Origin of the sequence: Curtobacterium sp. SGAir0471, assembly GCF_005490985.1 — a bacterium.
Taxonomy (GTDB): Bacteria; Actinomycetota; Actinomycetes; order Actinomycetales; family Microbacteriaceae; genus Curtobacterium.
Genome location: NZ_CP027869.1, coordinates 3,098,913 through 3,111,424 on the forward strand (window position 1 = coordinate 3,098,913; position 12,512 = coordinate 3,111,424).

The 12,512-nt window shown below is 71.2% G+C and carries 11 protein-coding genes; 6 read left to right on the plus strand and 5 right to left on the minus strand.

Features of this window, described 5'->3' with window-relative positions; translation table 11 throughout:
- Positions 1 to 154: 154 nt before the first annotated feature.
- Positions 155 to 1,273 carry a phosphoserine transaminase gene (gene serC / locus C1N91_RS14375; protein WP_137768275.1) on the plus strand — a complete coding sequence of 373 codons (1,119 nt, stop codon included), beginning with the start codon at positions 155 to 157 and terminating at the stop codon, positions 1,271 to 1,273.
- Positions 1,274 to 1,373: 100 nt separating this feature from the next.
- Here serC and C1N91_RS14380 read toward each other — a convergent pair whose 3' ends face one another.
- Positions 1,374 to 2,066, minus strand: a complete 693-nt coding sequence (locus C1N91_RS14380) for a DUF3027 domain-containing protein (RefSeq protein ID WP_137768276.1) — start codon at positions 2,064 to 2,066, stop codon at positions 1,374 to 1,376.
- Positions 2,066 to 2,443: a cold-shock protein gene (locus tag C1N91_RS14385; protein WP_058729979.1), complete on the minus strand. Its 378-nt coding sequence runs from the start codon at positions 2,441 to 2,443 to the stop codon at positions 2,066 to 2,068. The genes C1N91_RS14380 and C1N91_RS14385 overlap by 1 nt, the downstream gene beginning before the upstream one ends.
- Positions 2,444 to 2,496: 53 nt before the next feature.
- Between C1N91_RS14385 and C1N91_RS14390 the strand changes: the two genes are divergently transcribed.
- The 5 genes from C1N91_RS14390 to C1N91_RS14410 all read left to right on the plus strand — a co-directional run bounded on the left by C1N91_RS14390 (position 2,497) and on the right by C1N91_RS14410 (position 8,882).
- On the plus strand, positions 2,497 to 2,796 hold the full coding sequence (locus C1N91_RS14390; protein WP_137768277.1) for a hypothetical protein: 300 nt from the start codon (positions 2,497 to 2,499) through the stop codon (positions 2,794 to 2,796).
- 19 nt (positions 2,797 to 2,815) lie between these two features.
- On the plus strand, positions 2,816 to 4,579 hold the full coding sequence (locus C1N91_RS17140; RefSeq protein ID WP_137768278.1) for a helicase-associated domain-containing protein: 1,764 nt from the start codon (positions 2,816 to 2,818) through the stop codon (positions 4,577 to 4,579).
- A 98-nt stretch (positions 4,580 to 4,677) separates the two neighbouring features.
- On the plus strand, positions 4,678 to 6,372 hold the full coding sequence (locus C1N91_RS14400) for a DNA repair helicase XPB (protein WP_058750589.1): 1,695 nt from the start codon (positions 4,678 to 4,680) through the stop codon (positions 6,370 to 6,372).
- A 55-nt stretch (positions 6,373 to 6,427) separates the two neighbouring features.
- Complete coding sequence (locus tag C1N91_RS14405) at positions 6,428 to 7,123, plus strand: response regulator transcription factor (protein WP_056120555.1); 696 nt, start codon at positions 6,428 to 6,430, stop codon at positions 7,121 to 7,123.
- A 61-nt stretch (positions 7,124 to 7,184) separates the two neighbouring features.
- A complete protein-coding gene (locus tag C1N91_RS14410) occupies positions 7,185 to 8,882 on the plus strand; it encodes a sensor histidine kinase (protein WP_137768279.1) in 1,698 nt (565 codons plus the stop codon).
- A 190-nt stretch (positions 8,883 to 9,072) separates the two neighbouring features.
- Here the strand turns inward: C1N91_RS14410 and C1N91_RS14415 are convergent, their stop codons facing one another.
- The 3 genes from C1N91_RS14415 to C1N91_RS14430 all read right to left on the minus strand — a co-directional run bounded on the left by C1N91_RS14415 (position 9,073) and on the right by C1N91_RS14430 (position 12,403).
- Positions 9,073 to 9,948, minus strand: coding sequence for a hypothetical protein (locus C1N91_RS14415; RefSeq protein WP_137768280.1), 876 nt, complete (start codon positions 9,946 to 9,948; stop codon positions 9,073 to 9,075).
- Between the two features lie 333 nt (positions 9,949 to 10,281).
- The gene (gene groL, locus C1N91_RS14425) at positions 10,282 to 11,901 is read right to left on the minus strand and encodes a chaperonin GroEL (RefSeq protein WP_058729929.1); all 1,620 of its coding nucleotides are present in this window, start codon (positions 11,899 to 11,901) and stop codon (positions 10,282 to 10,284) included.
- Between the two features lie 298 nt (positions 11,902 to 12,199).
- Positions 12,200 to 12,403 carry a cold-shock protein gene (locus C1N91_RS14430; protein WP_058726184.1) on the minus strand — a complete coding sequence of 68 codons (204 nt, stop codon included), beginning with the start codon at positions 12,401 to 12,403 and terminating at the stop codon, positions 12,200 to 12,202.
- Positions 12,404 to 12,512 lie beyond the last annotated feature (109 nt).

Here is a 12,512-nt window from a genome sequence, read left to right on the forward strand (position 1 = left end):
CATGTCTGGGCCCAGCCCGATCCACCCTACTTGAGCGGTGCGACGAAACCGCACCGCGGGGCGCGTTCACCGGCCTGGAGGCGCGGCGCGACTCCGCCCCGTCCGGCCGGTGCAGGGTCGGTGGCGCTGGGATACCGCTGGCTAGGATCGGCACATGGCAGACATCGTCATCCCCGCCGAACTCCTCCCGACCGACGGACGCTTCGGCTGCGGTCCGTCCAAGATCCGCGGCGCGCAGCTCGAGTCGCTCGTGACCCGAGGGGCGACGATCCTCGGCACGTCCCACCGCCAGAAGCCCGTCAAGGACCTGGTCGGCAGCGTCCGCCGCGGCCTCGCCGACCTCTTCCAGCTCCCCGACGGCTACGAGGTCGTCCTCGGCAACGGCGGCTCGACCGCGTTCTGGGACGCCGCGGCCTTCGGGCTCGTCGAGCGTCGGGCCGAGAACCTGTCGTTCGGCGAGTTCGGCTCGAAGTTCGCCAAGGCCACGAACACCCCGTGGCTCGAGGCCCCGCACGTCGTCGAGGCCCCGGGCGGCTCGCTCGCCGCCCTCGAGCCCGTGGAGGGCGTCGACGTCTACGCCTACCCGCACAACGAGACCTCGACGGGCGTCATGGCCCCGGTCGTCCGCGCCACGGGTGACGAGGGCGCGCTGACGGTCGTCGACGCCACGAGCGCCGCCGGCGGTGCCGCGTTCGACGTCTCCGCGACCGACGTCTACTACTTCGCGCCGCAGAAGAACTTCGCCTCGGACGGCGGCCTGTGGCTGGCGCTGTTCTCCCCCGCCGCGATCGAGCGGGTCGAGCGCATCGCCGCGTCGGACCGGTACATCCCGGAGTTCCTCTCCCTCAAGAACGCCGTGGACAACTCGCGGCTCGACCAGACGCTGAACACCCCGGCGCTCGCGACCCTGCTGCTGCTCGACGACCAGGTCAGCTGGATCAACCAGTCGGGCGGTCTCGCCTGGGCGGACACCCGGACGCGCACGTCGTCGTCGACGATCTACGACTGGGCCGAGGCCTCCGAGCACGCCAGCCCGTTCGTCACCGACCCCGCGCACCGGTCGCAGGTCGTCGCGACGATCGACCTCGACGACGCGATCGACGCGAAGGCCGTGGCCGCGACGCTCCGTGCGAACGGCATCGTCGACACCGAGCCGTACCGGAAGCTCGGCCGCAACCAGCTGCGCGTCGCGACGTTCACCGCGATCGACCCGGACGACGTCGCGAAGCTCGTGCGGGCGATCGACTTCGTCGTCGGCGAGCTGCGCGGCTGAGGTCGCCCCGGGTCGGATCCCGCGAAACGCAACGAAGGCGGTTCCTCACAGCGTCGTACCGCTGCGGGGAACCGCCTTCGTTGCGTCTTGCGAGGAGAGGTCAGGCGCCGTGGCGCTCCGGGTCCGTCTCGGACGGGTCGAGCCGGTCGAGCTCGAGGTCGTCGTCGGGGTCGGTCGGCCGGACGCGGGACGCCCGTCGGCGCGAGCCACGGGAGCGCGCCGGAGCGGACACCTCGGCGACCTCGTCATCGTCCTCGTCTGCGCCGTCGTCGTCGGCGGCGGCCGCGTCGACGTCGACCCCGTCCAGCTCGTCGTCGTCGGACTCGGCGAGGTCGTCCTCGTCGTCCTCGAACTCGTCGTCGTCGTCCGCGGCGTCGTCGTCGGCCTCGTCGTCGTCCGGGTCCTCGTAGTCCGCTTCCTCGGCGTCGTCGAGGTCGTCGTCCTCGTCCGACTCGTCGTCGTCGTCCGCCTCGTCGTCCTCGTCCGACTCGTCGTCCTCGTCCGTCTGGCCGGCGCGGTACTCCGCCATCCGGTCCGCCCACGGCACCCAGTCCGGGGCGACCAGCGAGCCGTCGCCCGGCATGAGCTCGACCTCGAGCACGGTGGGCTCGTCGCCCTCGACCTGCGCGACCGAGACCGTCCAGCGCCAGCCCGGGTAGCCCGGCATCCGGTTCGAGAAGAGGACCGAGACGACGCCGTCGCCCTCGTCCACGGTGCCGACCGGCTGACCGATGGTCGACTCCGGCGTGACCTCGAGCAGCGCCTTCCGCGCGAGCTCGGTGTGGTCGGCCATCAGGCGTCCAGCTGGTCTGCGACGTGGCGCAGGATCGCGGCGATGCGCTCGCCGTTCTTCGGGTAGCGACCGTGGCGCAGGTCACCGCTGATCCGGTCGAGCTCCTTCACGAGGTCCTCGACGATCACCGCCATGTCGTCGGCGGAGCGGCGGGACATCTTCGCGAGCGAGGGCGCGGGCTCGAGCAGCCGCACCGACAGCGCCTGCGAGCCCTTCTTGCCCTGGACGACGCCGTACTCCAGGCGGGTCCCGGCCTTGACCGAGGTGACACCGTCCGGCAGCGAGGACGCGTGCAGGAAGACCGGCTCACCGTCGTCGCCGGTGATGAACCCGAACCCCTTCTGGTCGTCGTAGAACTTGACCTTGCCGGTGGGCATGCTGGACTCCTCGTGGTCTGGAACGGCCGTGGTGCGTCGGATATCCTGGGCCGATGGCCAAGCCGACCCGATCCACCGGGCACACGCGCGAACCCGCGGACACCCCGGTGACGTTCAATCGTACCGAACGCGTCCTCGGGTTCATGATCGGCGGCATCTTCATCGCCGCCTTCCTCTGCATCGCCGCGATGATCGTGATGTGGCTGACCGTCCCGAGCGCGCAGGGCTCCATGCCCTGGCCGGTGGTCATGGCGATCCCGCTGGTCGGGCTGCCCATCGGCATGGTGCTCGTCTTCGTGCTGCTCGGCCTCACCTGGACCAAGCGCGCCCGCGAGAACCGGTCGGCACGCTGAGGACCGGGAGCGGCGGACGATGACGACCACCGCCGACCTCGCCGCCCGCCTGCGTGCGATGCCGGACGACGACCTGGAACGGCTCGTCGTCGCCCGTCGCCTGCCCGCGGCGGTCCTCGCCGAGTCCGGCCCGCAGCACGCTGCGGACTTCTTCGACCTCGCCGAGGCCCTCCGGACCGACGAAGCGGTCGACGCAGCACTCGAGCACCTGCCCCGGGCCACGCTGCTCGCGCTCCGCGACGGGTCGACCGCCGCCGACGCGCTCGCTCCCGCGGTCGCGCTGGGCCTGGCCGACGACTCCGGCGCCGTCGACGACGCGGTGGCCGCGCGCATGGCCGCCCACCCGGAGCTCGCCGACCTCCGGCCGGGAGGCACGCCGCCGGCCCGCCCCGCCGCCCACGACGAGCAGGCGGCCGACCCGGACCGCGCCCGTGCGACCGGCGCCGAGCGCGCGTTCACGACGATGACGGTGCTCGCCGAGCTGCTCCGGGCGATCGACGCCGGCGAGGTGCGCGAGCTCGTCAAGGGCGGCATCGGCACGCCGCTCGCCCGGACCCTCGGCGAGCGCGTCGGCGCGGACCCGGACGTCGTGCCCGTCCGGCTCGCACTGCTCGACCGTTGCGGGTTCGCCGACCCCGGCGAGGGTCACTGGGCCGTGACGTCCGGCGGTCGCACGTGGCTCGTGTCCGCCTGGTCGGACCGCTGGGTCGACCTCGCCGGGCGGTGGTGGCGCTCGCTCGACCCCGCCGTGCACGACGTGCTCCGGACGGCCGACGACGACCTGCACGACCTGGTCGCGGTCGGGCGGTGGGCGTTCCCGGCAGGAGCGCGGTGGCTCGACGCCGTGCTGCTCGACGTGGCCGGGACCGCCGAGGTCCTCGGGCTCGCGGTCGACGGCACGGTCACCACGACGGGCCGCGCGGTCCTCGACGGCGATGCCGCCGCCGCTGCGGAGGACCTGCCGCCGACCGTCGACGGCGTCTACCTGCAGCACGACCTGACGGTGATCGCCCCCGGGCCGCTGTCCCCGGCGGACGACGACGCGCTCCGCACCGTGGCCGACCTCGAGGCCCCGGGGCTGGCGGCGCGCTACCGCGTCTCCGAGGACTCGGTGCGCCGTGCCCTCCGGGCGGGGACGACGCGGGACGACCTGCTCGCACTGCTCGAGCGGCTCTCGGCGACCGACGTGCCGCAGCCGCTGCGCTACCTGGTCGACCAGGTGGCGTCGCGCGACGGCGGTCTCGTGGTCGACGGCGCACCGGACGGCCGCGGAGCGGTCGTGCACGGGACGCCGGACCAGCTCGACCTGGTCGGGGTCGACGCCGAGCTGCGGCAGCTCACCTGGGAGCGGGTCGACCTGACGACCCTGACCGCCCCGCACCCACCGCACGTGGTCCACGCGGCGCTCGAGGAGCAGCGGTACCCGGCCGTGCTGACGGCTGCGGCCCGCCCGGTGACGCAGGACGCGCCTCCCGGCCGTCGTCGTGGCTCCGGACGCACGCCGGAGCAGGCCGCGCACGCGCTCGTGGAACGACTGCGCCTGACGACGGAGCGCGGTGACGCGGAGCCGGAGCAGGAGTGGCTCGGACGGCAGATCGACCTGGCGGTGCGCGGGAAGACGCCGATCCGGCTGACGGTCCGCATGCCGGACGGGTCGGAACGCCCGATGTCGATCGTGCCGACGTCGGTCGCCGCCGGGCGGGTGCGCGGTCGGGACACCGCCGTCGACGTGGAGCGGACGCTGCCGCTGTCGCTCGTCGTCGCGGTCGAGAGCGAAGCCTGAGCCGCGCGGTCCTGCACAGCCGCGGCGCCGGGGCCGGTTCTCCACCGATGCGCACCCGGCGGACCCGCTCGCAGCCACGCCGCCTAGGCTGATCCGTCATGAACGGACCGCTGATCGTGCAGAGTGACCGCACCGTGCTCCTCGAGGTCGCGCACCCCCAGGCAGAGGACGCGCGGCACGAGCTCGCGGCCTTCGCCGAGCTCGAACGCGCGCCCGAGCACGTGCACACGTACCGGATCACGCGGCTCGGGCTGTGGAACGCCCGGGCGGCCGGCCACGACGCCGAGTCGATGATCGGCACGCTCGAGCGGTTCGCGAAGTTCCCCGTCCCGCAGAGCGTCACGGTCGACATCCGCGACACCGTCTCGCGGTACGGTCGGCTCGTCATCCGACGCGAGGAGCGCGAGGACGCCCCGGCGATCGCGAACTCCCCGACCGAGGAGCTCGAGCGCCAGCCGGTCCTGCTCCTCACCGCCGAGGACCCGTCGGTGCTGGCCGAGGTGACCCGGTCGAAGCGCATCAAGCCCCTGCTCGGCGACCAGCGCTCCCCCTCGGAGATCGAGCTGCAGCCGTGGGCGCGGGGACAGGTCAAGCAGGAGCTCGTGAAGCTCGGCTGGCCGGCGGAGGACCTGGCGGGCTACACGCCGGGCCAGCCGCACCCGATCGACCTCGACACGGCGTCGTGGCACATGCGGCCGTACCAGGAGCAAGCCGTCGACACCTTCTTCGCGCAGGGCTCCGGGGTGGTCGTGCTGCCCTGTGGTGCCGGCAAGACCCTCGTCGGGGCCGGGGCGATGGCGACCGTCAAGGCGACGACGCTCATCCTCGTGACGAACACCGTCTCCGCACGGCAGTGGCGGGACGAGCTCCTGCGTCGCACGACCCTGTCCCCCGAGGACATCGGCGAGTACTCCGGCACCTCGAAGGAGATCCGGCCGGTCACGATCGCGACGTACCAGATCCTGACCGCGCGCCGGAAGGGCGAGTACACGCACCTGTCGCTGCTCGACGCCCTCGACTGGGGGCTCATCGTCTACGACGAGGTCCACCTGCTCCCGGCTCCGGTGTTCAAGCTCACCGCTGACCTGCAGGCCCGCCGTCGCCTCGGACTGACGGCGACCCTGGTGCGCGAGGACGGCCGCGAGAGCGACGTGTTCTCCCTCATCGGCCCGAAGCGCTACGACGCCCCGTGGAAGGAGATCGAGGCGCAGGGGTACATCTCCCCCGCTGCCTGCTACGAGGTCCGGATCGACCTGCCGCACCAGGACCGCCTCGAGTACGCGGCGTCGGGCGACGACGAGCGCTACCGGATGGCGGCGACCTCGCCCGCGAAGACCCCGGTCGTGCGCGAGCTCATCGAGAAGCACCACGGCGAGCAGATCCTCGTCATCGGGCAGTACATCGACCAGCTCGACGACCTCGCCGCCTCACTCGACGCCGCCGAGATCACCGGCTCGACCCCGGTCGACGAGCGGGAGCGGCTGTTCCAGGCCTTCCGCGAGGGCTCGATCGACGTGCTCGTGGTGTCGAAGGTCGCGAACTTCTCGGTCGACCTGCCCGACGCGACCGTCGCCATCCAGGTGTCCGGCTCGTTCGGGTCGCGGCAGGAAGAGGCGCAGCGCCTGGGCCGCCTGCTCCGTCCGAACAAGGACGGCCTGCCCGCGTCCTTCTACACGCTCGTCACGCGCGACACCGTCGACCAGGACTTCGCGCAGAACCGGCAGCGGTTCCTCGCCGAGCAGGGGTACGCGTACACGATCCTCGACGCCGATCAGGTCCTGGCAGCCGCGTAGCCATCACACGACCCACTCCCAGGCAACCTCGAGGGAACGGTCAGAGGATAGGGGCATGACCGATGGCCCCAAGATCCTGATCGTCGACGACGAGCCGAACATCCGCGACCTCCTCACGACCTCGTTGCGCTTCGCCGGGTTCGCCGTCCGTGCGGTCGGCAACGGGGCCCAGGCGATCTCGGCCGTGCTCGAGGAGGAGCCGGACCTGATCATCCTCGACGTGATGCTGCCCGACATGAACGGCTTCGGCGTGACCAAGCGCCTGCGTTCGTCCGGGTACACCTCGCCGATCCTGTTCCTCACCGCGAAGGACGACACCGAGGACAAGATCACCGGGCTCACCGTCGGCGGCGACGACTACGTGACGAAGCCGTTCTCGCTCGACGAGATCGTCGCGCGCATCAAGGCCATCCTCCGTCGCACCATGAACGACGAAGAGGACGCGATCATCCGTGCCGGGGAGCTCACGATGGACCAGGACACGCACGAGGTCACGATCGGCGACGCGCAGATCGAGCTGTCCCCGACCGAGTTCAAGCTCCTGCGCTACCTCATGCTCAACCCCAACCGGGTGCTGTCGAAGGCGCAGATCCTCGACCACGTGTGGGAGTACGACTTCAACGGCGACGCCGGCATCGTCGAGTCGTACATCTCGTACCTCCGCCGCAAGCTCGACCAGTACTCGACCGAGCCGATCATCCAGACCAAGCGTGGCTTCGGCTACATGCTGAAGGCGTCCAAGGCGTCCTGACGCCGGGCACACGGCGACCGTCCGGTTTCACCGGGCGGTCGCCGCTTATCGTTGGGGCAGCATGCACACGCGAATGAGCCGCTGGTGGGACGGGATCTCCCTCCGCACCAAGATCACCGGGATCACGGTGCTGCTCGTCGCGCTCGGACTGCTCGTCGCCGGCCTCGGCACCATGACGGTGCTGTCGACGTACCTCATGCAGCAGCTCGACAACACGGTCAAGCAGACGACCGAGCAGCTCGAGGGACAGAACATCAGCGACGGCCAGCAGTACTGCACGCTGTCGATCGTCCTGTCGCAGAGCGCGTACGTCGCCGCCTACGACTCCCGCGGTGACAAGATCTGCCAGACCCGCGCGTCCAGCCGGCCGGACATCCGCTCGCTCGACTTCTCCGCCGCGGCGCAGAGCTCGCAGCGGTTCTCGCTGTACGACAGCCAGCACGACCACGAGTGGCGCGCGCAGATCATCCCCGCGTCGCTGCAGAACCAGTCGAGCGGCACGTCCGAGACCGGCTACGTGCTCGTCGCCGTGTCCAGCGCCGACACCGACCAGACCATCGCGCGCTTCACGGTCATCTTCCTCGGCTTCGGCATCTCGGTGATCCTGCTCGGCGCGATGCTCACCCGACTCCTCGTGACCGCGACGTTCGACCCGCTGCGCGATGTCGAGGACACCGCCGCCCGGTTCGCCGCCGGCGACTTCAACCAGCGCCTCGAGTCGGACACCCCGAACACCGAGGTCGGTCGACTGAACCGATCCCTGAACGCGATGCTCGAGCGGATCGACTCCGCGTTCGAGGACCGTGAGCGCACGATCGACCAGATGCGCCGCTTCGTCGGTGACGCATCGCACGAGCTCCGGACCCCACTGGTGTCGCTGCGCGGGTACGCCGAGCTGTACCGGATGGGGGCGCTCCGCAAGGAGGAGGACGTCGCCCAGGCGATGGACCGCATCGAGAAGGAAGCGCAGCGGATGGGCCTGCTCGTGCAGGACCTGCTCCAGCTCGCCCGCATCGACGAGTCGAAGCCGCTCGAACTCGGCCCGGTCGACCTCGTCGCCATCGCCCGGGACTCGGCGCTCGACACCATGGCGTCGAACCCCGACCGCGAGATCCAGGTGCTGGTCGAGGACGCCGTGACCGGTGTCAGCGTGCCGCAGGCGGTGCGTCCCAGCGCCTTCGGGCAGGACACCGGCGAGACCCCGGTCTCGCCGCCGTCGGCGAACACGACCGGCCCGATCGCGTTCTCGCGGCAGACCATCGCGCGGCTCCGCGCCCGCCGGACCCGGGCGATGGGGGTCGACGGCACCGCCCCGACCGACGAGACCACGCCCCTGCCGACCGTCGTGCTGCCGGCCCGTCCCCCGATCGTCCTGGCGGAGGAGAACAAGATCCGCCAGGTCGTGACGAACCTGATGGGCAACGCCATGCGCTTCACGGAGTACGACGACCCGATCGAGATCGGCATCGGCGTGGACGACGACCGCGGCATGGCACACCTCGACGTCATCGACCACGGCGAGGGCATCCCGCCGCAGCTCCGCGACAAGATCTTCCAGCGCTTCTGGCGTGCGGACACCTCCCGCGCTCGGGACACCGGCGGATCGGGGCTCGGCCTCGCGATCGTCTCGGGCATCGTGCAGGCGCACAACGGCTCCGTCGAGGTCTTCGACACCGAGGGCGGCGGGGCGACCTTCCGGGTCTGGCTCCCCCTGCTCCCCCGCGACTACACCCCCACCCCGAAGGCCCCCGCCGCCTGACCCCGGCCCGGTCGCCCTGCCTCGGCGTCCGCCCCGGCCCGGGACGCCCACCCCGGCGGCACTGGTTGTTCTGGTCGCAGGACTTGCCGTTCATCGCCGGCTTCGGCGGCAAGTCATGCGACCTGAGCGCCCGCCGGCGGCAGGTCGTGCGACCGGAGGCTGGCACGGAAGGGACGTGCCGCGGACCGACTCACGCCCGGGAGGCGAAGGCCTGTCGGAGCCGCTCGAACAGGACCGCGGGTCGAGCGGCGTCGGCAGCCGTCGCGTGCACCACGATCCAGCCGTTGACGGCGAACCCGTTCCCGCGGCGCTGGTCGTGCCGGAAGACCTCGCGCTCGCGATGGTGGTCGCCGTCGTACTCGAGTGCGATCCGGAGCTGCGGCCAGCACATGTCCACACGCCCCAGGAAGGTCCCGCGCTCGTCGAACACCTCGCGGTTCAGCTCGGGTTCGGGGAAGCCGGCGTCCACGACGTCGAGACGGATCAGCGTCTCCATCGGTGACTCACTCCCCGGTCGCACTGCCTCCAGGGCTGCTCGCGCGCGGACGACCCCGTGCCCGCGCGGACGGAGTGCTCGTCCGAGGTCCTCGATCGTGGCGAGCCCCGCGCGGCCGACGAGGTGGTCGCCGAGGACGACGAGTGACCGGAGGTCGAGGAGCGTGGCGCACTCTGCCCACGCACGGGCGGGCGCACTGAGTGGCAGGCCGTCGAGCGCTGCGGTGTCGTGGTCGGTCGCCCGGTGCGCTGTGACGCCCGGGCGCCGCATGAGACTCGCCGTGCCGACCGTCGCGACGTGGACCGACGTCGCGTCTCGGAACGCTCGCGGCACCGGCGCTCCCCACAGGCAGGCCGCGGTGGTGTGACTGAAGCGCTGCTCGGGGCGGAGCACCAGGGCGATGCACTCCACCAGCCCGACCTCGCGGTCGCGCAGCACCCGGACGCCGTGGACGGGGCTCCGGAGGTCGGCACGACGCATGCGATTCGGTCCCTCGCCGTACCGCCGTGCTTCTGCGACCGTGAAGGCCCGGTTCGCCAGGCTCTCCGGCAGTGCGCGAGGGGTGGTCATGTCCGCATCCTGGACGCGCGACGAGTCACCGCTGGTCGAGGCGGGCGCACCTGTGGAGACCGACCGAGGCTGAGCCTCCTGTGCGGGACAGGTGCTCGCGACCGGATCGCACGACGTGCCGCGCGCAGACGTTCTCGTCGCACGACGTGCCGTCGGCGACGAAGCTGAGCGGCAAGTCGTGCAACCGGAACCACCGGCGCCGACCGATGGGAGCGCCGCCGCCTTCGCCGCCGCACGCGGAAGGGCCCCGACCGCCGCCACCGCCGCCTTCGCCGCCGCACGCGGAAGGGCCCCGCACGCGCGCAGCGTGCGGGGCCCTTCCGGCTACCGGGACTAGAAGTCCATGCCACCCGTGGGGTCGCCGGCCGGCATGGCCGCGGCCTTCTCGGGCTTGTCGGCGACGACGGCCTCGGTCGTGAGGAACAGACCGGCGATCGACGCGGCGTTCTGCAGCGCCGAGCGCGTGACCTTGGCCGGGTCGATGATGCCCGCGGCGACCAGGTCGACGTACTCGCCGGTCGCGGCGTTGAGGCCGTGACCCGACTCGAGCTCGCGGACCTTGGCGGCGACGACGCCCGGCTCGAGACCGGCGTTCAGCGCGATCTGCTTGAGCGGCGCGTCGATCGCGACGCGGACGATGTTCGCACCGGTCGCCTCGTCACCCTCGAGGGAGAGCGAGTCGAGCGCGACGGACGCCTGGATGAGCGCGACGCCACCACCGGCGACGATGCCCTCCTCGACGGCGGCCTTCGCGTTGCGGACGGCGTCCTCGATGCGGTGCTTGCGCTCCTTGAGCTCGACCTCGGTCGCGGCACCAGCCTTGATGACGGCGACGCCACCGGCGAGCTTGGCGAGGCGCTCCTGGAGCTTCTCGCGGTCGTAGTCGGAGTCGGTCGCCTCGATCTCGGAGCGGATCTGACGGACGCGGCCCGCGATCTGCTCGTCGTCGCCGGCGCCCTCGATGATCGTGGTCTCGTCCTTGGTGATGATCACCTTGCGGGCCTTGCCCAGCAGGTCGAGGGTCGCGTTCTCGAGCTTGAGGCCGACCTCCTCCGAGATGACCTGGCCGCCGGTGAGGATCGCGATGTCCTGCAGCATGGCCTTGCGACGGTCACCGAAGCCCGGGGCCTTGACGGCGACGGACTTGAAGATGCCGCGGATCTTGTTCACGACGAGGGTCGCGAGGGCTTCGCCGTCGACGTCCTCGGCGATGATGAGCAGCTGCTTGCCCGCCTGGATCACCTTGTCGACGACCGGGAGCAGGTCCTTGATGTTGGAGATCTTCGAGTTGACGATGAGGATGTACGGGTCCTCGAAGACGGCCTCCTGGCGCTCCGGGTCCGTGACGAAGTACTGCGACAGGTAGCCCTTGTCGAAGCGCATGCCCTCGGTCAGCTCGAGCTCGGTGCCGAAGGTGTTCGACTCCTCGACGGTGACGACGCCCTCCTTGCCGACCTTGTCGATCGCCTCGGCGATGAGCTCGCCGATGGTGGAGTCGGCGGCCGAGATCGACGCGGTCGCGGCGATCTGGTCCTTGGTCTCGATGTCCTTCGCGTTGGCGAGGAGCTGGTCGGAGACGGCGGCGACGGCCTTCTCGATGCCGCGCTTGAGCGACACCGGGTCGGCACCGGCGGCGACGTTGCGGAGGCCCTCGCGGACGAGCGCCTGGGCGAGCACGGTCGCGGTGGTCGTACCGTCACCGGCGACGTCGTCGGTCTTCTTGGCGACCTCCTTGACGAGCTCCGCACCGATCTTCTCGTACGGGTCGTCGAGCTCGATCTCCTTGGCGATGGAGACACCGTCGTTCGTGATCGTGGGGGCGCCCCACTTCTTCTCGAGGACGACGTTGCGGCCGCGCGGGCCGAGCGTCACCTTCACGGCGTCGGCCAGGGTGTTCAGGCCGCGCTCGAGGCCACGGCGGGCCTCCTCGTCGAAAGCAATGATCTTAGCCATGTGAGTTTCTCGTCCCTCCCGGACGTCGTCATGGGGGTCGTGCTGGCACTCAGCGTGAGCGAGTGCCAACGCCGATTCTGGCACTCGCCGGGTGCGAGTGCAACACAGCCGGGAGGCACGGCTCGACTTCCCAGGAGACGGAGCAGCGGGCGGTGCGGCACCGGGTCCACCGGCCGGTACCGATGGCGCCGGTCCCACCGCAGCGGCACCCCTGCAGCAACACGGCAGCACTGCGTCGGCCCGCACACGACGAACGCGCCGCCCCGAGGGGACGGCGCGTCGACGGGTGGTCCCGGACTCAGGCGGGTCGGACCGCCTCTGCCTGCGGGCCCTTGGCCCCGGTGCCGACGTCGAAGGTGACCGCCTGGCCCTCCTCGAGGACCTTGTACCCCGACATGTCGATTGCCGAGTAGTGCACGAACACGTCCTGGCCCCCTCCATCCACGGTGATGAAGCCGAAGCCCTTCTCGGCGTTGAACCACTTCACGGTTCCGTTGGCCATGATCTCTTGCTCCCTGGTGCTGGTGTTGCGAACGACGCCGTCGCCGTCTGGCGATGACTCTCGTGCAACATCCGCGGCAAGGCAAGGGGTGTGACGTTCTTTCACGCCG